Genomic DNA, 21,643 nt, shown 5'->3' on the forward strand with positions numbered 1-21,643 from the left:
CATTTCGCTTCACTTCTTACGCGAGTATTTTTCCGGCAGTTCCGGCACGGGACGTTTATCGTCGATGAGATGACGAACGGTCAGGATGGGATGACGCCAGAGCATTCTCGGCCCCGCCCAGCGCATAATCTGCTTCATCTCTTCACGCTTCGCTGGCTGATAACAGTGTACGGGACACTGTTTACAGGCCGGTTTATCCTCGCCAAAGACGCACTTATCCAGACGTTTTTGCGCATAGGCAAACAGCGCGTCGTAGTGTTCCGGCTCATCAGATGCCTGCGGACACTGGCTCTCGTACAGCGCGATCATTTTTTTAATCGTCAGTTTTTCGCGAGCAATGCGCTTGCCGGACATGATGCGCCCTCCACTACATTAAGGTGTATTTATTCTACAACTTAAATTCTCGCAACACTATCATCCAAAGGTGACACTCCCCCGCCCACACCTCAAATAAGAATTATTTTCATTTAATACTATCTTTATACATGCCTTGTGCTATATAACATAGCAAAGGCTATATTCGATGAATAATTAACCACTTTTTTATAAGGGATACTATGTCGCACCTCTCCCGTCTGACCTCTTCTCTGCTGGCGGCTGTACTGGCCATCTGCATGCTGTCACCGGCTTATGCCAAAGAGAAGCTCAATGTCGTTACCACCTTCACGATCATTGCGGACATGGCGCAAAACGTGGCGGGTGAGGCGGCCAACGTCAGTTCGATCACCAAACCCGGCGCGGAAATTCATGAGTATCAACCCACTCCGGGCGACATTAAGCGAGCGCAGGGGGCGCAATTGATCCTCTCTAACGGTCTGAATCTGGAGCTGTGGTTTGCCCGCTTCTACCAGAATTTGTCGGGTGTGCCGGAAGTGACGGTGTCTGACGGGGTGAAACCCATGGGCATCAGCGAAGGACCGTATAACGGGAAACCCAACCCTCACGCCTGGATGTCGGCGGAAAACGCGATGATCTACGTCGACAATATTCGCGACGCGCTGACGAAATACGATCCGGATAACGCCGCGATTTACCAGAAAAATGCCGAACGTTATAAAGCGCAAATTCACCAGACGCTGGCCCCTCTCCATGCCGCGCTGGCAAAAATCCCTGCCGATAAACGCTGGCTGGTCACCAGCGAAGGAGCGTTCTCTTATCTTGCCCGCGATAACGATCTGCAAGAGCTGTATCTCTGGCCGATCAATGCCGATCAGCAGGGAACGCCCAAACAGGTACGTAAAGTGATCGATGCGATCAGAGCGCATCAGATCCCCACCGTATTCAGCGAAAGCACCGTATCAGATAAACCGGCCCGTCAGGTCGCGCGGGAATCCGGCGCACATTACGGCGGCGTGCTGTACGTCGATTCCCTGAGCGCCGCCGATGGCCCCGTTCCCACCTATCTCGATCTGCTACGCGTCACCACCGAGACCATCGTCAGTGGTATCAATGACGGTTTGAGGAGTCAGAAATGAGTCAATCTGCGATTACCGTGAATCAGGTGACGGTGACGTATCGCAATGGTCATACCGCACTACGCGATGCCACCTTTCAGGTACCGGGCGGTTCGATTGCCGCGCTGGTAGGAGTCAACGGGTCGGGAAAATCAACGTTGTTCAAAGCACTGATGGGTTTTGTCCGCCTGGCCGACGGCGACATTTCCATCCTGCAACAGCCGGTGAATCACGCGCTGAAGCAGAATCTGATTGCCTACGTCCCACAGTCCGAAGAGGTTGACTGGTCATTTCCGGTGCTGGTGGAAGACGTCGTGATGATGGGCCGCTACGGACATATGGGCTGGCTACGTCGTCCGAAGGCTCAGGATCATGCCAGTGTTGACGCTGCGCTGGCGCGGGTGGATATGCTGGAATACCGCCACCGGCAGATTGGCGAGCTTTCTGGCGGGCAGAAAAAACGCGTCTTCCTCGCCAGGGCCATTGCCCAGGATGGCCAGGTCATTCTGCTGGATGAGCCTTTTACCGGCGTCGATGTCAAAACCGAAGCGCGCATTATTGCGCTGCTACGCGAGTTGCGCGATGAGGGGCGCACGATGCTGGTCTCCACCCACAATCTCGGGTCAGTCACCGAATTCTGTGATTATACGGTGATGATCAAAGGCACCGTGCTGGCGAGCGGCCCGACCGAAACCACTTTTACCGCCGACAACCTTGAACTGGCGTTCAGCGGCGTCCTGCGTCACGTCGCGCTCAGCGGCGGCGAAGAACACATCATTACCGACGACGAACGCCCGTTTATCTCCCGACGAGCGGCAGGCTGCGGAGAGTCATCATGAACTGGCTGACAGAACCCTTTGGTTATCAGTACATGCTCAACGCGATGTGGGTATCGGCGATGGTTGGCGGACTGTGCGCCTTTCTCTCCTGCTATTTAATGCTTAAAGGCTGGTCGTTGATTGGCGATGCGCTGTCGCACTCCATCGTGCCAGGCGTTGCCGGTGCCTACATGCTCGGCTTGCCCTTCTCTCTCGGTGCCTTTCTCTCCGGTGGCCTGGCAGCAGGCAGTATGCTTTTTCTGAACCAGCGCTCACGGCTTAAAGAAGATGCCATTATTGGCCTGATCTTCTCGTCATTCTTTGGCATCGGGCTGTTTATGGTGTCGCTCAACCCGATGTCGGTGAATATTCAGACCATCATTCTCGGCAACGTACTGGCCATCGCGCCGGAAGACATTGTGCAACTGGCGATTATCGGCACGGTTTCCCTGCTCATCCTGCTGCTGAAGTGGAAGGATCTGATGGTCACTTTTTTCGATGAAAACCACGCCCGCTCCATTGGCCTGCACCCGGCCCGTCTGAAGCTGCTGTTTTTCACTCTGTTATCGGTGTCCACCGTCGCCGCGCTGCAAACCGTGGGGGCATTTCTGGTGATCTGCCTGGTCGTGACGCCCGGTGCCACCGCCTGGCTGCTGACTGACCGCTTTCCACGCCTTCTTATGATCGCCGTTGCGATCGGCAGTGTGACCAGTTTTTTCGGCGCCTGGCTCAGCTACTGGCTGGACGGGGCGACCGGCGGGATCATTGTGGTGCTACAAACCGTATTATTCCTGCTGGCGTTCGTTTTTGCCCCCAAACACGGCCTGCTGGCAAACCGCCGTCGCGCACGACGTAAGGAGTCATCATGTTTCTGAGCACTCTGCTGGAACCCTTTCAGTTCGACTTTATGGTCAACGCGCTGGCCGTCTCCGCTCTTGTGGCGATTCCCTGTGCGTTACTGTCGGTATTTCTGGTGCTCAAAGGCTGGGCGCTCATGGGCGATGCCATGAGTCATGCGGTTTTTCCGGGAATTGTGCTGGCTTATATCGTCGGTATTCCACTGGCTATTGGCGCGTTTATTGCGGGCCTATTCTGCGCAGTCGCGACCGGATATCTTGATGACAACAGCCGCATCAAACGCGACACCATCATGGGGATCGTCTTCTCCGGGATGTTTGGCGCCGGACTGGTACTCTATGTCTCTATCCAGTCAGAGGTTCACCTCGATCATATTCTGTTCGGCGACATGCTAGGGATTTCGCTGAGCGATATTGGGCAAACGGCCTTCATTGTACTGGGTATCGCCCTGATCATTGCATTCAAGTGGAAAGATTTGCTGCTGCACGCCTTCGATCCGCATCAGGCGAAAGCCTGCGGCCTTAACACGACTTTGCTGCATTACGGACTGCTGTGCATGATTGCGCTGACCATTGTGGCGACGCTGAAATCGGTGGGGATCATTTTGTCAATCTCCCTGCTGATCGCCCCAGGCGCGATTGCCATTTTACTCACCCGCCGGTTTGCTCATGCGCTGTTGCTGGCAACGGGTCTGTCGGTGGTTACCTCATTTTTAGGTGTGTATCTGTCATTCTTCCTCGACAGCGCACCCGCTCCCACGATCGTCGTGCTGTTCACCATTCTCTTTATCGCGGCGTTTGTTTTTGCCGCATTACGCGACCGACATTCGGAATTGCGACAACAACAATCGGTGTAAAATTCTGAAACGGAAGAAGGATCGAGAAGTCGGCGATCCTGACTTTCCCTGAAATGCGTATCTCCGCTATCATGTGTCCCTTATGTGATAACAACGAAAACTAAAAGTATCGCAACCCATTTACATTCAGGGACTGGACACAACTCCATGAGTACAATCGATAATCTCGACGCCCACACCCCCATGATGCAGCAGTATCTCAAGCTGAAGGCCCAACACCCGGAGATTCTGCTTTTCTATCGCATGGGCGACTTTTACGAACTCTTTTACGACGATGCAAAACGGGCGTCGCAGTTGCTCGACATTTCGCTGACGAAGCGCGGTGCGTCTGCGGGCGAGCCCATCCCGATGGCGGGTATTCCCCATCATGCGGTCGAAAACTACCTCGCCAAGCTGGTCAATCAGGGTGAATCCGTCGCCATTTGCGAGCAAATTGGCGACCCGGCCACCAGTAAAGGGCCGGTTGAGCGTAAAGTCGTGCGTATTGTCACGCCGGGCACCATCAGTGATGAAGCCCTGCTACAGGAGCGCCAGGACAATTTGCTCGCCGCCATCTGGCAGGACAGTAAAGGCTACGGTTATGCCACGCTGGACATCAGCTCCGGGCGTTTTCGTCTGAGCGAACCCGCCGATCGCGAAACAATGGCCGCCGAACTGCAACGGACCAACCCGGCGGAACTGCTGTACGCCGAAGATTTCGCGGAGATGGCTCTGATTGAAGGTCGTCGAGGATTACGTCGTCGCCCGCTGTGGGAATTTGAAATTGATACTGCACGTCAGCAGTTGAATTTGCAGTTTGGTACCCGCGATCTAATTGGCTTTGGCGTTGAAAACGCGCCGCGCGGACTTTGCGCCGCTGGCTGCCTGTTGCAGTACGTCAAGGATACCCAGCGCACTTCCCTGCCGCATATTCGCTCTATCACCATGGAGCGGCAGCAGGACAGCATCATCATGGATGCCGCGACGCGCCGCAATCTGGAGATCACCCAGAATCTGGCCGGGGGCATGGAGAACACGCTGGCCGCCGTGCTCGACTGCACCGTGACGCCGATGGGCAGCCGTATGCTCAAACGCTGGCTGCATATGCCGGTACGTGATACGAAAATCCTGACAGAACGTCAGCAAACCATTGGTTCATTACAGGATGCAACCAGTGAACTGCAGCCCGTGCTGCGCCAGGTGGGCGATCTGGAACGTATTCTTGCGCGTCTGGCACTGCGTACCGCGCGTCCGCGCGATCTCGCTCGCATGCGCCACGCTTTCCAGCAACTGCCGGAACTGCGTGCGCAACTGGAATCGGTGGACAGCGCCCCTGTACAAATGCTGCGCGAGAAAATGGGCGAATTCGCCGAACTGCGGGAACTGCTGGAACGTGCAGTCGTTGACGCTCCCCCGGTTCTCGTTCGTGATGGTGGTGTTATTGCGCCGGGCTACAACGAAGAGCTTGATGAGTGGCGCGCCCTGGCAGACGGTGCGACCGACTATCTCGACAGGCTGGAAATCCGTGAGCGCGAGCGTACCGGGCTGGACACGCTGAAAGTCGGCTTTAACGCGGTGCACGGTTATTACATCCAGATTAGCCGTGGGCAGAGCCACCTCGCACCAATCAACTACGTCCGTCGCCAGACGCTGAAAAACGCCGAGCGCTACATCATTCCGGAACTCAAAGAGTACGAAGATAAGGTTCTGACTTCCAAGGGCAAAGCGCTGGCGCTGGAAAAACAGCTCTATGACGAACTGTTCGACCTGCTGCTACCGCATCTGGCGGATCTACAACAGAGCGCCAGTGCACTGGCGGAACTCGATGTACTGGTGAATCTGGCCGAACGCGCGTACACGCTGAACTACACCTGCCCAACCTTCAGCGATAAACCGGGTATTCGTATTACCGAGGGCCGCCATCCGGTGGTGGAACAGGTCCTGAATGAGCCGTTTATCGCCAACCCGCTCGACCTCTCACCACAGCGCAGAATGCTGATCATTACCGGACCAAACATGGGCGGTAAAAGTACCTACATGCGCCAGACCGCGCTGATTGCCCTGCTGGCCTATATTGGCAGCTACGTACCGGCGCAGAAGGTGGAAATTGGTCCTGTCGATCGTATCTTTACCCGTGTAGGTGCAGCGGACGATCTGGCCTCCGGGCGCTCCACCTTCATGGTAGAGATGACCGAAACGGCCAACATTCTGCACAACGCCACTGAGAACAGCCTGGTGCTAATGGATGAGATTGGCCGCGGGACATCCACTTACGATGGCCTGTCGCTGGCGTGGGCATGTGCGGAAAATCTGGCGAATAAGATCAAAGCGCTGACGCTGTTCGCGACGCACTACTTCGAGCTGACACAGTTGCCGGAAAAAATGGAAGGCGTTGCCAACGTCCATCTCGACGCGTTAGAGCACGGCGATACCATTGCCTTTATGCATAGCGTGCAGGACGGTGCGGCCAGTAAGAGCTACGGCCTGGCGGTCGCAGCGCTGGCGGGCGTTCCGAAAGAGGTGATCAAACGTGCGCGACAGAAACTGCGCGAACTGGAGAGCATTTCACCCAACGCGGCGGCAACACAGGTGGATGGCACCCAGATGTCGCTGCTGTCCGTTCCCGAAGAGACCTCTCCTGCCGTTGAAGCACTGGAAAATCTCGACCCGGATTCGCTAACGCCCCGTCAGGCGCTGGAGTGGATCTATCGGCTGAAGAGTCTGGTGTAAGAAAAAGGCCCGATGCCGCTTTGCGTATCGGGCCACATATTAACGGTACTTTTCCCAGGTCGGATAAGGCCTCAGCCGCCATCCGGCACTCCGTCAGCGCTTATCTTCTGTCAGCAGCGGCGGAATAGTGGGTACCATCGGCGCCTCATCGATATCTTTCTGCGTCATACGAAACGCCTGCGGGTAGTGTTCGCGGCTGGTACGACGTAGCGGCTCCGTATCACGCCAGGTGTACAGGCAATGTTGGCACTGATACACCGTCCAGACGCCTTTCACTGGCGAGGTCGCCATCACTTCAATATGTTCATCAGCACAACGTGGGCAAATCATCTGAGGCTCCTTATTTACGGTTGGCCAGCATGGCAGTCAGCTTTTCAGCCCAGGCTTTGGTTTCCGGGAGATCGCACACCGGCTGGCTATAGTGACCACGGTTATCCGGCGCAACGGGCGTGGTGGCGTCGATAATCAGCTTATCGGTGATCCCCGCCGGACTTGAGCCCGGATCCAGTTCCAGTACTGACATATTCGGTAGCTGAACCAGATCCCCCGCCGGGTTGACTTTCGACGACAGCGCCCACATCACCTGCGGCAGGTTGAACGGATCGACATCTTCATCCACCATAATTACCATCTTCACGTAACCCAGCCCGTGTGGCGTGGTCATCGCACGCAATCCCACCGCTCGCGCAAAACCACCGTAGCGTTTTTTGGTCGAGATAATCGCCAGCAGGCCGTGGGTATACATGGCGTTAACCGCCTGCACTTCCGGGAACTCCGCTTTTAGTTGCTGATACAGCGGAACGCAGGTGGCCGGCCCCATCAAATAGTCGATTTCTGTCCACGGCATACCGAGATAAAGGGATTCAAAAATCGGTTTACTGCGATACGACACCTTATCAATACGCACAACCGTCATATTGCGACCACCGGAATAGTGGCCGGTAAACTCGCCAAACGGGCCTTCAATTTCACGTTTGCGGCTTTCAATCACCCCTTCCAGGATCACCTCCGATCCCCACGGCACATCAAACCCGGTCAACGGCGCAGTGGCGATGGGATACGGGCTTTCGCGCAGCGCCCCTGCCATTTCATATTCGGACTGATCGTACTTCAGCGGTGTCGCCCCCATCAGCGTGATGATCGGATCGTTACCCAGGGTGATGGCGATCGGCAGATCCTCGCCGCGCTCTTCCGCCTTATGCAGATGCAGCGCGATATCATGCATCGGTACCGGTTGCAGGCCCAGCTTACGCTTGCCCTTCACTTCCATTCGGTAGATACCGACGTTCTGCTTGCCGAAGTTGTCCGGGTCGAGCGGATCGCGGGAGACTACGCAGGCTTTATCCAGGTAAAATCCGCCATCGCCGTCGTTCAGGCGAAACAGCGGCAGAATATCGAACAGGTTAATCGCTTCGCCATCGACACTGTTTTCCGCCCATGCCGGATTCGCGCGGCGTTCCGGGGTGACCGGGAACTTATCCCAGCGACGAATAAACTCATCTATCTGCTTTTTCACTGGCGTATTCGGCGGTAAGCCCAATGAAATGGCATGATTTTGCCAGGAGCCGATGGTATTCATCGCCACACGCGCGTCGGTAAAACCACGAATATTATCGAACCATAGCGCCGGTGCGCCGTCGCCAATACGGCCAGTGGCGTTGGCAGCCGCGGCCAGATCCGGCTCCGCATTCACCTCTTCACTGATTTTCAGCAATTGTCCCTGGTCGTCGAGCGCCTGCAAAAAGCTGCGCAAATCATCAAATGCCATTATTCATTCTCCTGTGAAAAATTCTGTGCCTGCGCTAATCCCTGCCAGCGACGCGCATGCGGGTGCTCCAGCGCAAACTGGTCCAGTACGCGGGCCACGATGTGTTGCGTAATATCATCAACGGACTGTGGATGGTTATAGAAAGCAGGCATGGGCGGCACCATCGCCACGCCCATGTGTGAAAGCGCGAGCATGTTTTCGAGATGCACCGTACTGAGCGGCATTTCACGCGGCACCAGCACCAACTTGCGCCCTTCTTTCAGCACCACGTCGGCAGCGCGTCCCACCAGACCGTCGGCGTAGCCTGCGCGTATTCCAGCCAGGGTTTTCATGCTGCAAGGAATAACGATCATGCCGTCGGTACGAAACGAACCTGACGAGATGGTCGCCGCCTGATCCGCCGGGCTGTGGCAAAAATCGGCCAGTCCGGCAACGTCGCGCGCACGGTATGGCGTTTCCAGTTCAATGGTGGTTTTGGCCCATTTCGACATCACCAGATGCGTTTCCACATCCGGCATCTTCCGCAGCGCCTGCAACAGTGCTACACCCAGCGGCGCTCCCGTTGCCCCAGTCATCCCCACAATCAGTCTCATTCATCACTCCACAAATTGTTCGTATACGAACATTTAATATAAATTACCCCTGTAAAACAGCGACGACAATAGCGCCCGTTTTTTTCCGCACGTATTGCTTAAGATTTCCTCGTTAAAAAACGCGGTGTTACCCGTTATGATAGGAGACATGATTTTTAGCCTGGAGTTTTCATGGAGTTACGGAATAAAGCGTTTCACCTGTTACGCCAGCTGTTCCAACAACATACGGCGCGTTGGCAGCATGCGTTGCCGGATCTGACTAAACCACAGTACGCGGTGATGCGTGCCATTGCGGAACGTCCCGGCATTGAACAGGTTAATCTGATGGAGGCCGCCGTCAGTACCAAAGCGACGCTGGCAGAAATGCTAAGCCGAATGGAAAAACGTGGGCTGGTGAGGCGTGAAAACGATCCGCTGGATAAACGTCGCCGCTTCGTTTATCTGACCCCTGAAGGAGAAGCCTTGCTGAAGGTAAGCATGCCGTTGGGAAATCGGGTGGATGAGGAATTTCTGGGACGGTTGAATGACGAGGAACGCGCGCAATTCGCCCTGCTAATCAAGAAAATGATGCCTGATTAACAAACCTGAGTAAGCATGAAAATGCTCCCGTCTGCCTTCACCCGCAAAAACACAGCGTAGTCAGCCAGAAAGAAGAAGGCCAGCCTCAAAGAGGCTGGCCTTTCTTGTTAGAACGGTGCTTACTCGCGGAAGAGCGCTTCGATATTCAGCCCTTGAGTCTGCAGAATTTCACGCAGACGGCGAAGGCCTTCAACCTGAATCTGACGAACACGTTCACGAGTCAGACCGATTTCGCGGCCCACATCTTCCAGTGTTGCAGCTTCATAACCCAGCAGACCAAAACGACGTGCCAGCACTTCACGCTGTTTGGCGTTCAGTTCGAACAGCCATTTGACGATGCTCTGTTTCATATCATCATCTTGCGTGGTGTCTTCCGGACCGTTCTCTTTCTCATCGGCCAGGATATCCAGCAACGCTTTTTCGGAATCGCCACCCAACGGGGTGTCTACCGAGGTAATGCGCTCGTTTAGACGAAGCATACGGCTAACGTCATCAACCGGTTTATCCAGCTGTTCTGCAATTTCTTCCGCGCTCGGTTCGTGGTCCAGTTTATGGGACAACTCACGCGCGGTACGCAGATAAACGTTCAGCTCTTTAACGATGTGGATCGGCAGTCGAATGGTACGGGTTTGGTTCATGATAGCCCGTTCAATCGTCTGGCGAATCCACCAGGTTGCGTATGTGGAGAAGCGGAACCCACGTTCCGGGTCAAACTTCTCGACGGCACGGATAAGCCCCAGATTGCCCTCTTCAATCAGATCCAGCAACGCCAGACCACGATTGCCATAACGGCGGGCAATTTTCACCACCAGACGCAGGTTACTTTCAATCATCCGACGGCGTGAGGCGACATCTCCACGCAGTGCGCGACGCGCAAAATACACTTCTTCTTCGGCCGTTAACAGTGGCGAATAACCAATCTCACCAAGGTAAAGCTGAGTCGCGTCCAACACACGCTGTGTGGCCCCCTGCGATAACAGCTCTTCTTCAGCCAAATCGTTATCACTGGGTTCCTCTTCAACTAAGGCTTTTTCGTCAAAAACCTCAACTCCGTTCTCATCAAACTCCGCGTCTTCATTTAAATCATGAACTTTCAGCGTATTCTGACTCATAAGGTGGCTCCTACCCGTGATCCCTTGACGGAACTAGCAAGTGTCAGCCTGGTTCCGTCGCTTTATCGCTGCGGTAAATAACGCAGCGGGTTTACGGATTTCCCCTTGTAACGAATTTCAAAATGCAAACGTGTAGAACTGGTTCCGGTGCTACCCATCGTCGCTATTTTTTGTCCTGCCTTCACTTCTTGTTGTTCCCGGACCAGCATTGTATCGTTATGAGCGTAGGCACTCAGGTAATCATCGTTGTGTTTGATGATAATAAGATTACCGTAACCGCGCAGTGCGTTACCGGCATAGACCACGCGCCCATCGGCGGTCGCGATAATAGCCTGTCCCTTACTGCCTGCAATGTCGATCCCTTTATTGCCCCCCTCGGAAGCCCCAAAGTTCTCGATCACTTTGCCGTCAGTCGGCCAGCGCCATGTGGAGATTGGCGAACTGGTAGACGAACTGCTTGCTGTCGATTCGGTTGCGCTAACTGCTGGAGCCGTTACAGGTGCTGTGACCACAGTCCCAGCAGGCTTGTTGTTCGGCAACATTTTGTTAGCACTTTGTTCACCTGAATCCTCAGAATACGTAATTGTCGGTTTCGACGCAACAGCGATGGCGGAATTTTGTGCAGGTCTGGTCACAACTCCTTGCTCTGCCGCGTCGGCCTGAGTTATCGCATTACCGCCGGTAATTGGCGCACCCGATGCGTTACCCACCTGCAGCGTTTGTCCGACATTCAGAGCATACGGGGCCTGAACGTTGTTGCGTTGCGCCAGGTCACGAAAATCGTTCCCGGTGATCCAGGCGATATAAAAAAGCGTATCGCCTTTTTTAACGGTGTACGTACTGCCACCGCTGTAGCTACCTTTCGGAATATTCCCATACTGGCGATTGTAGACAATACGTCCGTTTTCCATCTGCACGGGTTGCTCGGCGACGGGCTGAACATGCGTCGGTTGTGTCGTCGGACGTTGCACCGGTTGAATTTGCGGTGTCTGCGGAGCGGACGTCGTCGTCCCCATCTTCGGCGGCGGCGTAATCAGCATGCCAGAACTGGTATTCGTCGGAGCATTACCATTGATTGAGCTTACCGGCGCCGGTGGATTCGATGAATTTGAACAACCCGCCAGCCATAGCGAAACCAGTGACAGTGCCGCAATGCGGCTAACGGTGAATTTTGGGCTTCCCGCGCTCATTTATCCCCCAGGAAAAATTGGTTAACAACCAGTGACGTATAATCGTGCAGACAGCAAATGGGCACTGGAAAATGTGACCACGATACGCTGACCAGTTCCAAAAACTCCAGGAAAATTCCAGGTATTCGGAACCGCTTTTTACGCGAGTTCCCCTTTAACTAAGGGAACGAAACGTACCGCCTCCACGGTGTCGATAATAAATTCGCCGCCCCGACGACGCACCCGTTTCAGAAACTGATGCTCGTCACCCACGGGCAAGACGAGAATGCCGCCTTCATCCAGTTGCGTCATCAACGCGGTCGGGATTTCCGGTGGTGCTGCCGTCACAATAATAGCGTCAAATGGCGCGCGTGCCTGCCAGCCTTGCCAGCCATCACCGTGACGAGTTGAAACATTGTGTAAATCGAGTTGTTTCAGACGGCGACGCGCCTGCCATTGCAAACTTTTAATACGTTCGACGGAACAAACCTGCTGTACCAGGTGCGCCAGTATCGCCGTCTGATACCCGGAACCCGTGCCAATTTCCAGCACACGCGACTGCGGCGTCAGTTCGAGGAGTTCGGTCATTCGCGCCACCATGTACGGCTGCGAAATCGTCTGCCCCTGACCTATCGGCAACGCGATATTGTCCCAGGCTTTATGTTCAAACGCTTCATCAATAAATTTCTCACGCGGCACCGCGGCCAGGGCATTAAGCACCTGCTCATCGCGAATCCCCTGTGCGCGCAGTTGATCAAGAAGCGTTTGTACGCGTCTGCTTACCATTGCGTGCCAACTCCCACGCTCTCTAACCAGTCGGAAACCACATCATGCGCGCTGTGCGCGGTTAAATCTACATGCAACGGCGTAATGGACACGTAACCGTCGTCCACTGCCGCAAAATCGGTATCAGGCCCGGCGTCGCATTTGTCGCCCGGTGGGCCAATCCAGTACAGCGTGTTGCCGCGCGGATCTTCCTGTGGGATCACTTTGTCTGCGGGATGACGACTGCCGCAACGCGTCACGCGAATGCCTTTGATCTGCTCCAACGGTAAATCGGGCACGTTGATATTGAGGATCCGCCCGGTACGCAGCGGTTCACGCCGCAGGGCGCGTAAGATCCGACAGGTGATGGCCGCTGCGGTCTCATAATGCTGGTGCCCGTCTAACGACACGGCAAGCGCCGGAAAGCCAAGATGTCGCCCTTCCATTGCCGCCGCGACGGTGCCGGAATAGATAACGTCATCCCCCAGGTTGGGGCCGGCATTAATTCCCGAGACCACGATGTCCGGACGCGGGCGCATGAGTGCATTGACGCCCAAGTATACGCAGTCAGTGGGTGTGCCCATCTGCACGGCGATATCGCCGTTCTCGAAAGTAAACGTCCGGAGAGAGGATTCAAGCGTCAGCGAATTTGACGCACCACTGCGGTTCCGATCCGGGGCGACGACCTGTACATCAGCAAACTCCCGCAGGGCTTTCGCCAGCGTTTGTATACCGGGCGCGTGAACCCCATCATCGTTACTCAGCAATATGCGCATAATCACCCATTGTGTTGATCAGTTCCCTCACAACGCTGGTGGCGAAGCTCCCCGCCGGCAGCCAAAAACGTAACTCGACGGTGACATCATCCCACCAGTTCCAGCTTAATTGCTGCGGATAGAGCAGCATCGCTCTTCGCGACGCCTCAACTTTTTCACGCAGCAGCAGCGACTGCAACGCGGTCTCCTCGGCAATCGCGGACTGTTCGAACGCCAGCGCATCCCGCTGGGTTCCCCACTCGCCGCTGCCGGGAAGCGAAGCCGTCACCATCAGTTCTTTTTCATCGACACGATGCTGTAATTCCGCCCGTTCTTCTTGCGTGGCGACAAACCAGCTTCCGCGTCCCGCTAATTGTAGCGCATCGCCGTCAACAACTTGATTAAAGTCTGTTTTTTTCAGACGCTCGCTGACAATTTGATTAAACAACGCACTGCGGGCCGCCGACAACCAAAAACTGCGTTTATTGCGATCCCTGACCGGTGCATCGCTTTGCGCCCAGCGCAGCGCACCTTGCAGATTGCTGCCGCCGATACCAAAACGCTGAGCGCCGAAATAGTTCGGTACGCCGCCAGCGTTTATCGCTTGCAGACGGGATTCCACTTCATCACGATGACTGATTTCCCGTAGCACCAGCGTGAACGCATTGCCTTTCAGCGCGCCTAAACGTAGCTTGCGTTTGTGACGCGCATATTCCAGCACCTTGCAGCCTTCAAGCTGGAAAGCGCTCAGGTTGGGCATCTCTTTGCCTGGTACACGCGCGCACAGCCACTGTTCGGTGACCGCATGCTTATCCTTTTGCCCGGCAAAACTCACTTCACGGGCATGAATTTTCAGAAACTTCGCCAGCGCGTCAGCCACAAAACGGGTGTTGCAGCCGTTTTTAAGAATACGCACCAGAATGTGTTCACCTTCGCCATCGGGTTCGAAACCTAAATCTTCGACCACCACAAAATCTTCCGGACTGGCTTTCAGCAGACCGAAGCCTTGCGGCTTACCGTGGAGATACGTGAGATTTTCAAACTCTGTCATTTCGCGGCCTTAATGAGTAACGCCACCGCTTCGCAGGCAATCCCTTCCCCACGCCCGGTAAAACCGAGTTTTTCCGTGGTGGTGGCCTTCACGTTCACATCATCCATGTGACAACCGAGGTCTTCAGCAATAAACACACGCATTTGCGGGATGTGCGGCAGCATCTTCGGCGCCTGAGCAATAATGGTCACATCGACGTTGCCCAGGGTGTAACCTTTTGCCTGGATCCGACGCCAGGCTTCACGCAACAGCTCACGGCTGTCTGCGCCTTTAAACGCCGGATCGGTATCCGGAAACAGCTTGCCAATGTCACCCAGTGCCGCCGCGCCAAGCAGCGCGTCGGTGAGCGCATGCAGCGCAACATCGCCATCAGAATGCGCCAGCAGCCCCTTTTCATAGGGAATACGCACACCACCAACGATAATGGGGCCTTCCCCGCCAAAGGCGTGTACGTCAAAACCGTGTCCGATTCGCATTATGCTTTCTCCTGGTGAATTATTTGGGTCAGGTAAAATTCAGCCAGCGCTAAATCTTCCGGACGGGTTACTTTGATATTATCAGCCCGTCCTTCAACAAGCTGTGGATGGAAGCCACAATATTCCAGCGCCGAGGCTTCATCGGTGATCGTCGCCCCTTCATTCAGTGCGCGTGTCAGGCAGTCATGCAGCAGCTCGCGAGGGAAAAATTGCGGCGTCAGCGCGTGCCATAAATCGTTACGTTCGACCGTATGGGCGATGGCGGTTTTGCCCGGCTCTGCGCGTTTCATCGTGTCGCGCACCGGTGCGGCAAGGATCCCGCCAGTGCGACTGGTTTCGCTAAGCGCCAGCAGACGTGCTAAATCATCCTGATGTAAGCAGGGACGCGCCGCATCATGCACCAGCACCCATTCGGCGTCTCCGGCGGTCTGCAATCCGGCCAGCACAGAGTCTGCACGTTCATTTCCCCCGTCCACGACGGTAATTTGCGGATGCTGCGCCAGAGGGAGCTGGGCAAAGCGGCTGTCGCCAGGGCTTATCGCGATGATCACGCGAGTCACCCGGGGATGCGCCAGCAGCGCAAAGACCGAGTGTTCGAGAATGGTTTTATTGCCGATCGAGAGATATTGCTTCGGACATTCCGTTTGCATACGGCGGCCAAATCCGGCCGCCGGCACCACGGCGCAAACATCCAATAAAGTGGCTGCCATGTGATTTCCTGGGCTGGTTTAACGAGTATTTTGCCCCGCAGTTTGCGCGCGTTTAGACGCGTCGGGCACCAGGCGATAAAACGTTTCGCCCGGCTTAGTCATGCTGAGTTCGTTGCGTGCACGCTCCTCGATAGCCTCCTGACCGCCATTGAGATCGTCAATTTCGGCAAACAGCTGATCGTTACGTGCTTTAAGTTTGGCGTTCGTCGCCTGCTGCGCCGCCACGTCATCATTGACGCGACTGTAATCATGTATGCCGTTCTTACCGAACCACAGTGAATACTGTAGCCAGACCAGTAAAGCCAGCAACAGCAGCGTTAGTTTACCCATCCTGCCCCCTGAAAAACGGCATCATCCTCCCATACTTCCGCAAACGACACGACGTTTGCAGACGGGAAAGCCGCAACAACGCGGGCAAATGTACCACAATTGCCCTTTATAACGTATACCCAGAACCCTGAGAACATCATCTCATTGTTAGTTACGGTTTGAATTATGGACAGCCGTCGCGCTTTAGCCCAGCAACCACATAAACAGTGCGCCGAACATTGCGCAAACGGTCAGCAGCGTTGCGACAATGCTGTAGCGCAATTTGCCGTTGAGCAGGGAATGCAGCGCGATACCCACAACCACCGCAACGGGCATCAACGCCAGGAAGAAAGGCCAGGTGTAGATAAAGAAAAATAACGTGTTTGGGCCATACACCAGAAAGGGGATCCCCAACGCCAGCAGCCATGACGCGAAGCCCACCACCGCGCCCGGCAGCGACCAGGTGGTTTCGTCATCAGTAGCAAACGCGTCTGTCGTTGTGAGTGTGATGTTCTGGCTATTGCGCATAGTGAATCCTGTAACCTTGACTGACCGTACACAGCGGTCAGGTGTCTCAGGATCTGATAATATCGCTCTGTCTGAGCAGGTCTAATAATTGGGCGACCAAATTTGTTACTAATTGTTCGCCATTGAGATGAACCTCTGGCGATTCAGGCGCTTCGTAAACGGAATCAATTCCGGTGAAGTTGCGCAATTCGCCAGCCCGCGCTTTTTTGTATAATCCTTTTGGATCGCGGGCTTCACAGATTTCCAGTGGCGTATCCACGAACACTTCAATAAAGCGCCCCTCACCGACGCGTTCGCGCACCATTTGCCGCTCTGCACGGTGCGGAGAAATAAACGCCGTCAGTACCACCAATCCCGCATCCACCATCAGGTTTGCGACTTCGCCCACGCGACGGATGTTCTCTTTCCGGTCGGCATCACTGAACCCCAGATCGCTACACAGGCCGTGGCGAACGTTATCGCCATCCAGCAAATAGGTACTGACGCCCAGTTGATGCAGCGCCTCTTCCAGCGCCCCGGCGACGGTCGACTTACCGGACCCGGAAAGCCCGGTAAACCACAGCACAACACCACGATGACCGTGGTGTTGCTCACGCTGTTGCGGCGTGACGGGATGAGCATGCCAGACGACGTTTTCGTCATGCAGCGCCATTATTTTCCTCCCAGCAGATCGCGAGCACCCCAGTGCGGGAAGTGACGACGTACCAGCGCATTCAGTTCCAGCTCAAAGGCGCTGAATTCTGATGGCGTAGCGGTCTCCTGCACAATCGGTTCGCGGACCATACCGGCACCGACGGTGACATTGCTCAGACGATCGATAAAGATCAGCCCGCCGGTCACCGGGTTTTGCTGATAGGTATCCAGCACCAGCGGCTCATCAAAGGTCAGATTCACCAGACCAATACCGTTCAGCGGCAGAGTGTCTACCTCACGCTGCGTCAGATTGTTGATATCTACCTGATACTGAACATGATCAACGCGCGCACGGGTCTTTTTACCAGCGATTTTGATTTCGTAACTCTGCCCCGGTGCCAGTGGCTGTTCCGCCATCCAGACAACGTCAACGGCGGCGCTCTGTACGGCAGGTAAACTCTCCTCCGCCGCCAGCAGCAGATCGCCGCGGCTGATATCAATCTCGTCTTTCAGGACGAGGGTAATGGCTTCTCCGGCAAAGGCTTCGTCCAGATCGCCATCAAAGGTGACGATCCGCGCCACGCTGGATTCCACACCGGACGGCAGCACCTTCACGCGCTGCCCTACCTTGACGCGCCCGGAAGCCAGCGTGCCGGAATAACCGCGGAAATCGAGGTTTGGACGGTTTACGTACTGCACCGGGAAGCGCATTGGCTGACTGTCGACCACGCGCTGGATCTCAACTGTCTCCAGCACTTCAAGTAAGGTCGGGCCGCTGTACCATGGCATGCTGACGCTCTGGGAGGCGACGTTGTCACCCTCCAGCGCGGAGAGCGGGACAAAGCGGATATCCAGATTCCCCGGCAACTGTTCGGCAAAGGTCAGATAATCTTCACGAATACGCGCAAAGGTTTCTTCGCTGTAATCGACCAGATCCATTTTGTTGATCGCCACCACCAGGTGTTTGATCCCCAGCAGTGTTGAAATAAAGCTGTGACGACGCGTCTGATCCAGCACGCCTTTACGGGCGTCGATCAGCAGGATCGCCAGATCGCAGGTAGACGCGCCGGTCGCCATATTGCGGGTATATTGCTCATGCCCAGGGGTATCGGCAATGATAAATTTGCGCTTCTCAGTGGAGAAATAACGATACGCCACGTCGATAGTAATCCCCTGCTCACGCTCGGCCTGCAGCCCATCCACCAGCAACGCCAGATCCAGTTTTTCACCCTGCGTACCGTGACGTTTGCTGTCGTTATGCAACGATGAAAGCTGATCCTCATAAATCTGCCGCGTGTCGTGCAACAGGCGACCGATCAGGGTGCTTTTGCCGTCATCCACGCTACCGCAGGTTAAAAAGCGCAGCAGACTTTTATGTTGTTGGGCAACCATCCAGGCTTCGACGCCGCCTTCATTAGCGATTTGTTGGGCAAGTGTGGTGTTCATGGCGGCTCCTTAGAAATACCCCTGACGTTTCTTCAGCTCCATAGAGCCCGCCTGGTCGCGGTCAATCACGCGGCCCTGACGTTCACTGGTGGTAGAGACCAGCATCTCTTCAATAATTTCCGGCAGCGTTTGTGCGTTTGACTCGACGGCGCCGGTCAGCGGCCAGCAGCCGAGGGTACGGAAACGCACCATCCGTTTTTTGATCATTTCGCCAGGCTGCAGGTCGATGCGATCGTCATCAATCATCATCAACATGCCGTCGCGCTCCAGCACCGGGCGCTCCGCCGCCAGATACAGTGGGACGATCTCGATGTTTTCCAGCCAGATGTACTGCCAGATATCCTGTTCCGTCCAGTTGGACAGGGGGAAGACGCGGATACTTTCGCCTTTGTTAATCTGCCCGTTGTAGTTGTGCCACAGTTCAGGACGCTGGTTTTTCGGGTCCCAGCGATGAAAGCGGTCGCGGAAGGAGTAAATGCGCTCTTTCGCCCGCGATTTTTCTTCATCGCGGCGCGCACCGCCAAAGGCGGCATCAAAACCGTATTTGTTCAGCGCCTGCTTCAACCCTTCGGTTTTCATAATGTCAGTGTGTTTGGCGCTGCCGTGGACAAAGGGATTGATACCCATCGCCACACCTTCCGGATTTTTATGTACCAGCAGCTCGCAGCCGTACGCTTTGGCAGTACGATCGCGGAATTCATACATCTCGCGGAACTTCCAGCCGGTATCGACATGCAGCAGCGGGAACGGCAGCGATCCCGGGTAGAACGCCTTACGGGCAAGATGCAGCATGACGCTGGAATCTTTACCGATGGAGTACAGCATTACCGGGTTCGAAAATTCTGCTGCCACCTCGCGAATGATGTGGATGCTTTCGGCCTCCAGCTGTCGCAGGTGGGTGAGTCGTTTTTGGTCCATAACCGTTCCTTTACAATACCGCGAATGTCGAGCGCGTCAGATAACCCGACTATAGGGAGCGCAAGAGAACGAATGAAATTACGAATTGGAATGAGTAGTTCCTCAAAGGAATAACGATCTGGCAAAGCAAATATCAAAAAGTGCTTAACCCACCGGAATTCGGGCATTTAAGAGCAAATGAAATTGTTTTAGCGAAGTCACCGTTTCATACTAGATGGGTTAAAATTTTTGCTTTGTATTCAGGGCTCCCCCGCTGGCTATTAAGGATTCACTATGTTTTCCGCAACGCGCCGTCTTTCCGCCCTCCTGGCGCTCGGCGTATGCTTTATTATCCCCGCTCAGGCGTCATCGCCAAAACCGGGCGAATTTGCAACAACGCAGACCCGTCATATTGCGACCGTTTTCCCGGGAAGGATGACCGGCTCGCCGGCAGAAATGTTATCTGCCGACTATTTACGCCAGCAGTTTGAGCAGATGGGCTATCGCAGTGATATTCGCACGTTCAACAGTCGCTATATTTATACCGCCAAAAATAACCGCAAAAACTGGCATAACGTCACCGGCAGTACCGTTATTGCCGCCCACGAAGGCAAAGCCCCGCAGCAGATTATTATCATGGCGCACCTGGATACCTACGCGCCGCAAAGTGATGCCGACACTGACGCGAATCTTGGCGGGCTCACTCTGCAAGGGGTGGATGATAACGCCGCTGGTCTGGGCGTTATGCTCGAACTGGCAGAACGCCTGAAAGATGTGCCGACGGAATACGGTATTCGCTTTATTGCAACCAGCGGCGAGGAAGAGGGAAAACTGGGGGCTGAAAACCTGCTGAAGCGCATGAGCGCGGCGGAGAAGAAAAACACGCTGCTGGTGATTAATCTCGATAACCTGATCGTCGGCGACAAACTGTATTTTAATAGCGGGCAGAGCACGCCGGAAGCGGTGCGTAAATTAACCCGCGACCGGGCATTAGCGATTGCGCGTCATCATGGCATTACCGCCACCACTAATCCAGGCCTGAATAAGGACTATCCCAAAGGCACCGGTTGCTGCAATGACGCAGAGGTTTTCGATAAAGCGGGAATTTCGGTGCTATCCGTTGAGGCAACGAACTGGAATCTTGGCAAGAAAGATGGTTACCAACAGCGCGCCAAAACCGCCTCTTTCCCGACAGGAAATAGCTGGCACGATGTACGTCTGGATAATCAACAACACATTGATAAAGCCCTGCCCGGACGCATTGAACATCGCAACCGCGACGTAATGCGCATTATGCTGCCGCTCATAAAAGAATTAGCGAAAGCGAGCTAATCATAAGGCCGGATAAGGCAATGCCCTTATCCGGCCATACTGTCGGACCGCTGAAGGGGGTTGTTTCACCCTTCGTGCAGCCCGCACTCGCGCTTCAGGCCAAAGAAGCGGGTCTCTTCTTCTGCCATGCCGGGTTCCCATTTCCGCGTGGTGTGCGTATCGCCGACGGAAAGATAGCCCTGATCCCACAGCGGATGGTATTTCAGCCCATGCTTTTGCAGGTATTGATAAACCGTTCGGTTATCCCAGTCGATAATCGGCAGCACTTTAAAGACCCCACGCTGGATAGCCAGCACGGGCAGATGCGCACGGCTGCCGGACTGTTCGCGCCGCAGTCCCGCAAACCAGGTTTGCGCGTTCAGTTCCTGCAACGCCCGGTTCATCGGTTCGACTTTGTTGATCTCATTGTATTTCTCAATGCCTTCAACGCCCTGCTCCCACAGCTTACCGTAGCGCGCTTCCTGCCAGGCGGGGCTTTCATTCGCCCGGTAGACCTTCAGGTTCAGCCTGAGTTTGTCCGTTAACTCATCAATAAACTGGTAAGTTTCCGGGAACAGATAGCCGGTATCGGTCAGGATCACCGGGATATCCGGGCGGATCTGATTGACCAGATGCAGGCTGACTGCCGCCTGAATCCCAAAGCTTGATGAGAGGACGTATTCGCCAGGCAAATTCTCCAGCGCCCACGCCACACGCCCCTCAGCGTCACGTTTTTCCAGTTGGCTGTTGGTTTCAGCCAGCGCCATCACGCGCTCTACCTTCGGCAATGCATTAAGCGCGTTTAGATCGAGTACGGACATAAGAACCTCGTTTGCCTGTTTTGCC

General features: G+C 55.0%; 25 protein-coding genes. 8 read left to right on the forward strand and 17 right to left on the reverse strand.

Features of this window, described 5'->3' with window-relative positions:
• Positions 1-9 precede the first annotated feature (9 nt).
• Positions 10-354 carry a nitrous oxide-stimulated promoter family protein gene (locus KI228_RS17260; protein ID WP_042999580.1) on the reverse strand — a complete coding sequence of 115 codons (345 nt, stop codon included), beginning with the start codon at positions 352-354 and terminating at the stop codon, positions 10-12.
• Positions 355-557: 203 nt separating this feature from the next.
• Here KI228_RS17260 and KI228_RS17265 point away from each other — a divergent pair, with 203 nt between their 5' ends.
• The 5 genes from KI228_RS17265 (at position 558) to mutS (ending at position 6,695) form a co-directional block, all read left to right on the forward strand.
• Positions 558-1,475 carry a metal ABC transporter substrate-binding protein gene (locus tag KI228_RS17265; protein ID WP_042999579.1) on the forward strand — a complete coding sequence of 306 codons (918 nt, stop codon included), beginning with the start codon at positions 558-560 and terminating at the stop codon, positions 1,473-1,475.
• The gene (sitB, locus tag KI228_RS17270) at positions 1,472-2,293 is read left to right on the forward strand and encodes an iron/manganese ABC transporter ATP-binding protein SitB (RefSeq protein WP_042999578.1); all 822 of its coding nucleotides are present in this window, start codon (positions 1,472-1,474) and stop codon (positions 2,291-2,293) included. Before KI228_RS17265 ends, sitB begins: the two co-directional genes overlap by 4 nt.
• On the forward strand, positions 2,290-3,147 hold the full coding sequence (gene sitC, locus KI228_RS17275; protein ID WP_042999577.1) for an iron/manganese ABC transporter permease subunit SitC: 858 nt from the start codon (positions 2,290-2,292) through the stop codon (positions 3,145-3,147). Before sitB ends, sitC begins: the two co-directional genes overlap by 4 nt.
• Positions 3,138-3,986 carry an iron/manganese ABC transporter permease subunit SitD gene (sitD, locus tag KI228_RS17280; RefSeq protein WP_042999576.1) on the forward strand — a complete coding sequence of 283 codons (849 nt, stop codon included), beginning with the start codon at positions 3,138-3,140 and terminating at the stop codon, positions 3,984-3,986. Before sitC ends, sitD begins: the two co-directional genes overlap by 10 nt.
• A 147-nt stretch (positions 3,987-4,133) precedes the next feature.
• Positions 4,134-6,695, forward strand: a complete 2,562-nt coding sequence (gene mutS / locus KI228_RS17285; protein WP_046401944.1) for a DNA mismatch repair protein MutS — start codon at positions 4,134-4,136, stop codon at positions 6,693-6,695.
• A 93-nt stretch (positions 6,696-6,788) separates the two neighbouring features.
• Here mutS and KI228_RS17290 read toward each other — a convergent pair whose 3' ends face one another.
• Genes KI228_RS17290 through KI228_RS17300 form a run of 3 tightly spaced genes read right to left on the reverse strand, consistent with a single transcriptional unit; the run spans position 6,789 to position 9,056 of the window.
• Positions 6,789-7,025, reverse strand: coding sequence for a non-oxidative hydroxyarylic acid decarboxylases subunit D (locus KI228_RS17290; RefSeq protein ID WP_042999548.1), 237 nt, complete (start codon positions 7,023-7,025; stop codon positions 6,789-6,791).
• A gap of 10 nt (positions 7,026-7,035) precedes the next feature.
• On the reverse strand, positions 7,036-8,463 hold the full coding sequence (locus tag KI228_RS17295; protein ID WP_042999547.1) for a non-oxidative hydroxyarylic acid decarboxylases subunit C: 1,428 nt from the start codon (positions 8,461-8,463) through the stop codon (positions 7,036-7,038).
• A complete protein-coding gene (locus KI228_RS17300; RefSeq protein WP_042999546.1) occupies positions 8,463-9,056 on the reverse strand; it encodes a non-oxidative hydroxyarylic acid decarboxylases subunit B in 594 nt (197 codons plus the stop codon). Before KI228_RS17300 ends, KI228_RS17295 begins: the two co-directional genes overlap by 1 nt.
• A gap of 171 nt (positions 9,057-9,227) precedes the next feature.
• Between KI228_RS17300 and KI228_RS17305 the strand changes: the two genes are divergently transcribed.
• Entirely contained in the window at positions 9,228-9,635 is a 408-nt protein-coding gene (locus KI228_RS17305; RefSeq protein ID WP_042999545.1) for a MarR family winged helix-turn-helix transcriptional regulator, read from the forward strand.
• A gap of 119 nt (positions 9,636-9,754) precedes the next feature.
• Here the strand turns inward: KI228_RS17305 and rpoS are convergent, their stop codons facing one another.
• Positions 9,755-10,747 carry an RNA polymerase sigma factor RpoS gene (gene rpoS, locus KI228_RS17310; RefSeq protein ID WP_000081550.1) on the reverse strand — a complete coding sequence of 331 codons (993 nt, stop codon included), beginning with the start codon at positions 10,745-10,747 and terminating at the stop codon, positions 9,755-9,757.
• A gap of 62 nt (positions 10,748-10,809) precedes the next feature.
• On the reverse strand, positions 10,810-11,886 hold the full coding sequence (gene nlpD, locus KI228_RS17315) for a murein hydrolase activator NlpD (RefSeq protein WP_306683774.1): 1,077 nt from the start codon (positions 11,884-11,886) through the stop codon (positions 10,810-10,812).
• Between nlpD and KI228_RS24530 the strand changes: the two genes are divergently transcribed.
• A complete protein-coding gene (locus tag KI228_RS24530; RefSeq protein WP_306683750.1) occupies positions 11,819-11,962 on the forward strand; it encodes a peptidase in 144 nt (47 codons plus the stop codon). The genes nlpD and KI228_RS24530 overlap by 68 nt on opposite strands.
• A 113-nt stretch (positions 11,963-12,075) precedes the next feature.
• Here the strand turns inward: KI228_RS24530 and pcm are convergent, their stop codons facing one another.
• The 10 genes from pcm to cysD form a co-directional block, all read right to left on the reverse strand.
• Positions 12,076-12,702, reverse strand: coding sequence for a protein-L-isoaspartate O-methyltransferase (gene pcm, locus KI228_RS17320; RefSeq protein WP_042999543.1), 627 nt, complete (start codon positions 12,700-12,702; stop codon positions 12,076-12,078).
• Complete coding sequence (gene surE, locus KI228_RS17325; RefSeq protein ID WP_042999542.1) at positions 12,696-13,457, reverse strand: 5'/3'-nucleotidase SurE; 762 nt, start codon at positions 13,455-13,457, stop codon at positions 12,696-12,698. Before surE ends, pcm begins: the two co-directional genes overlap by 7 nt.
• Positions 13,438-14,487: a tRNA pseudouridine(13) synthase TruD gene (gene truD / locus KI228_RS17330; RefSeq protein WP_042999541.1), complete on the reverse strand. Its 1,050-nt coding sequence runs from the start codon at positions 14,485-14,487 to the stop codon at positions 13,438-13,440. The genes surE and truD overlap by 20 nt, the downstream gene beginning before the upstream one ends.
• Positions 14,484-14,963, reverse strand: a complete 480-nt coding sequence (ispF, locus tag KI228_RS17335; RefSeq protein WP_042999540.1) for a 2-C-methyl-D-erythritol 2,4-cyclodiphosphate synthase — start codon at positions 14,961-14,963, stop codon at positions 14,484-14,486. Before ispF ends, truD begins: the two co-directional genes overlap by 4 nt.
• Positions 14,963-15,673 (reverse strand): 2-C-methyl-D-erythritol 4-phosphate cytidylyltransferase, encoded by a 711-nt coding sequence (gene ispD / locus KI228_RS17340; protein ID WP_042999539.1) that lies wholly within the window; start codon positions 15,671-15,673, stop codon positions 14,963-14,965. Before ispD ends, ispF begins: the two co-directional genes overlap by 1 nt.
• 18 nt (positions 15,674-15,691) lie before the next feature.
• Positions 15,692-16,003, reverse strand: a complete 312-nt coding sequence (ftsB, locus tag KI228_RS17345) for a cell division protein FtsB (protein ID WP_042288707.1) — start codon at positions 16,001-16,003, stop codon at positions 15,692-15,694.
• A gap of 183 nt (positions 16,004-16,186) precedes the next feature.
• Positions 16,187-16,510, reverse strand: a complete 324-nt coding sequence (locus KI228_RS17350; RefSeq protein WP_042999538.1) for a DUF3561 family protein — start codon at positions 16,508-16,510, stop codon at positions 16,187-16,189.
• 46 nt (positions 16,511-16,556) lie between these two features.
• Positions 16,557-17,162, reverse strand: coding sequence for an adenylyl-sulfate kinase (gene cysC, locus KI228_RS17355; RefSeq protein WP_042999537.1), 606 nt, complete (start codon positions 17,160-17,162; stop codon positions 16,557-16,559).
• Positions 17,162-18,589 carry a sulfate adenylyltransferase subunit CysN gene (gene cysN / locus KI228_RS17360; RefSeq protein ID WP_042999536.1) on the reverse strand — a complete coding sequence of 476 codons (1,428 nt, stop codon included), beginning with the start codon at positions 18,587-18,589 and terminating at the stop codon, positions 17,162-17,164. Before cysN ends, cysC begins: the two co-directional genes overlap by 1 nt.
• Before the next feature lie 9 nt (positions 18,590-18,598).
• Positions 18,599-19,507, reverse strand: coding sequence for a sulfate adenylyltransferase subunit CysD (cysD, locus tag KI228_RS17365; protein WP_042322572.1), 909 nt, complete (start codon positions 19,505-19,507; stop codon positions 18,599-18,601).
• 273 nt (positions 19,508-19,780) lie between these two features.
• On the opposite strand from cysD, the gene KI228_RS17370 reads away from it, so the two are divergent.
• A complete protein-coding gene (locus tag KI228_RS17370) occupies positions 19,781-20,818 on the forward strand; it encodes an aminopeptidase (RefSeq protein ID WP_061069669.1) in 1,038 nt (345 codons plus the stop codon).
• Positions 20,819-20,883: 65 nt separating this feature from the next.
• On the opposite strand, the gene cysH is transcribed toward KI228_RS17370, so the two are convergent.
• Positions 20,884-21,618 carry a phosphoadenosine phosphosulfate reductase gene (cysH, locus tag KI228_RS17375; protein WP_044255000.1) on the reverse strand — a complete coding sequence of 245 codons (735 nt, stop codon included), beginning with the start codon at positions 21,616-21,618 and terminating at the stop codon, positions 20,884-20,886.
• Positions 21,619-21,643 lie beyond the last annotated feature (25 nt).

Origin of the sequence: Citrobacter amalonaticus (assembly GCF_018323885.1) — a bacterium.
Taxonomy (GTDB): Bacteria; Pseudomonadota; Gammaproteobacteria; order Enterobacterales; family Enterobacteriaceae; genus Citrobacter_A; species Citrobacter_A amalonaticus.

Excerpts from the sequence above, each read along its gene's own strand:
- mutS (WP_046401944.1), top strand. The coding sequence starts at position 4,134 with ATGAGTACAATCGATAATCTCGACGCCCACACCCCCATGATGCAGCAG.
- ispF (WP_042999540.1), bottom strand. The coding sequence starts at position 14,963 with ATGCGAATCGGACACGGTTTTGACGTACACGCCTTTGGCGGGGAAGGC.
- cysN (WP_042999536.1), bottom strand. The coding sequence starts at position 18,589 with ATGAACACCACACTTGCCCAACAAATCGCTAATGAAGGCGGCGTCGAA.
- KI228_RS17300 (WP_042999546.1), bottom strand. The coding sequence starts at position 9,056 with ATGAGACTGATTGTGGGGATGACTGGGGCAACGGGAGCGCCGCTGGGT.
- KI228_RS17305 (WP_042999545.1), top strand. The coding sequence starts at position 9,228 with ATGGAGTTACGGAATAAAGCGTTTCACCTGTTACGCCAGCTGTTCCAA.
- KI228_RS17290 (WP_042999548.1), bottom strand. The coding sequence starts at position 7,025 with ATGATTTGCCCACGTTGTGCTGATGAACATATTGAAGTGATGGCGACC.
- truD (WP_042999541.1), bottom strand. The coding sequence starts at position 14,487 with ATGACAGAGTTTGAAAATCTCACGTATCTCCACGGTAAGCCGCAAGGC.
- KI228_RS17260 (WP_042999580.1), bottom strand. The coding sequence starts at position 354 with ATGTCCGGCAAGCGCATTGCTCGCGAAAAACTGACGATTAAAAAAATG.
- KI228_RS17370 (WP_061069669.1), top strand. The coding sequence starts at position 19,781 with ATGTTTTCCGCAACGCGCCGTCTTTCCGCCCTCCTGGCGCTCGGCGTA.
- surE (WP_042999542.1), bottom strand. The coding sequence starts at position 13,457 with ATGCGCATATTGCTGAGTAACGATGATGGGGTTCACGCGCCCGGTATA.
- sitB (WP_042999578.1), top strand. The coding sequence starts at position 1,472 with ATGAGTCAATCTGCGATTACCGTGAATCAGGTGACGGTGACGTATCGC.
- KI228_RS17265 (WP_042999579.1), top strand. The coding sequence starts at position 558 with ATGTCGCACCTCTCCCGTCTGACCTCTTCTCTGCTGGCGGCTGTACTG.
- rpoS (WP_000081550.1), bottom strand. The coding sequence starts at position 10,747 with ATGAGTCAGAATACGCTGAAAGTTCATGATTTAAATGAAGACGCGGAG.
- cysC (WP_042999537.1), bottom strand. The coding sequence starts at position 17,162 with ATGGCGCTGCATGACGAAAACGTCGTCTGGCATGCTCATCCCGTCACG.
- KI228_RS17350 (WP_042999538.1), bottom strand. The coding sequence starts at position 16,510 with ATGCGCAATAGCCAGAACATCACACTCACAACGACAGACGCGTTTGCT.
- sitC (WP_042999577.1), top strand. The coding sequence starts at position 2,290 with ATGAACTGGCTGACAGAACCCTTTGGTTATCAGTACATGCTCAACGCG.
- sitD (WP_042999576.1), top strand. The coding sequence starts at position 3,138 with ATGTTTCTGAGCACTCTGCTGGAACCCTTTCAGTTCGACTTTATGGTC.
- KI228_RS17295 (WP_042999547.1), bottom strand. The coding sequence starts at position 8,463 with ATGGCATTTGATGATTTGCGCAGCTTTTTGCAGGCGCTCGACGACCAG.
- pcm (WP_042999543.1), bottom strand. The coding sequence starts at position 12,702 with ATGGTAAGCAGACGCGTACAAACGCTTCTTGATCAACTGCGCGCACAG.
- cysD (WP_042322572.1), bottom strand. The coding sequence starts at position 19,507 with ATGGACCAAAAACGACTCACCCACCTGCGACAGCTGGAGGCCGAAAGC.
- ispD (WP_042999539.1), bottom strand. The coding sequence starts at position 15,673 with ATGGCAGCCACTTTATTGGATGTTTGCGCCGTGGTGCCGGCGGCCGGA.
- cysH (WP_044255000.1), bottom strand. The coding sequence starts at position 21,618 with ATGTCCGTACTCGATCTAAACGCGCTTAATGCATTGCCGAAGGTAGAG.
- ftsB (WP_042288707.1), bottom strand. The coding sequence starts at position 16,003 with ATGGGTAAACTAACGCTGCTGTTGCTGGCTTTACTGGTCTGGCTACAG.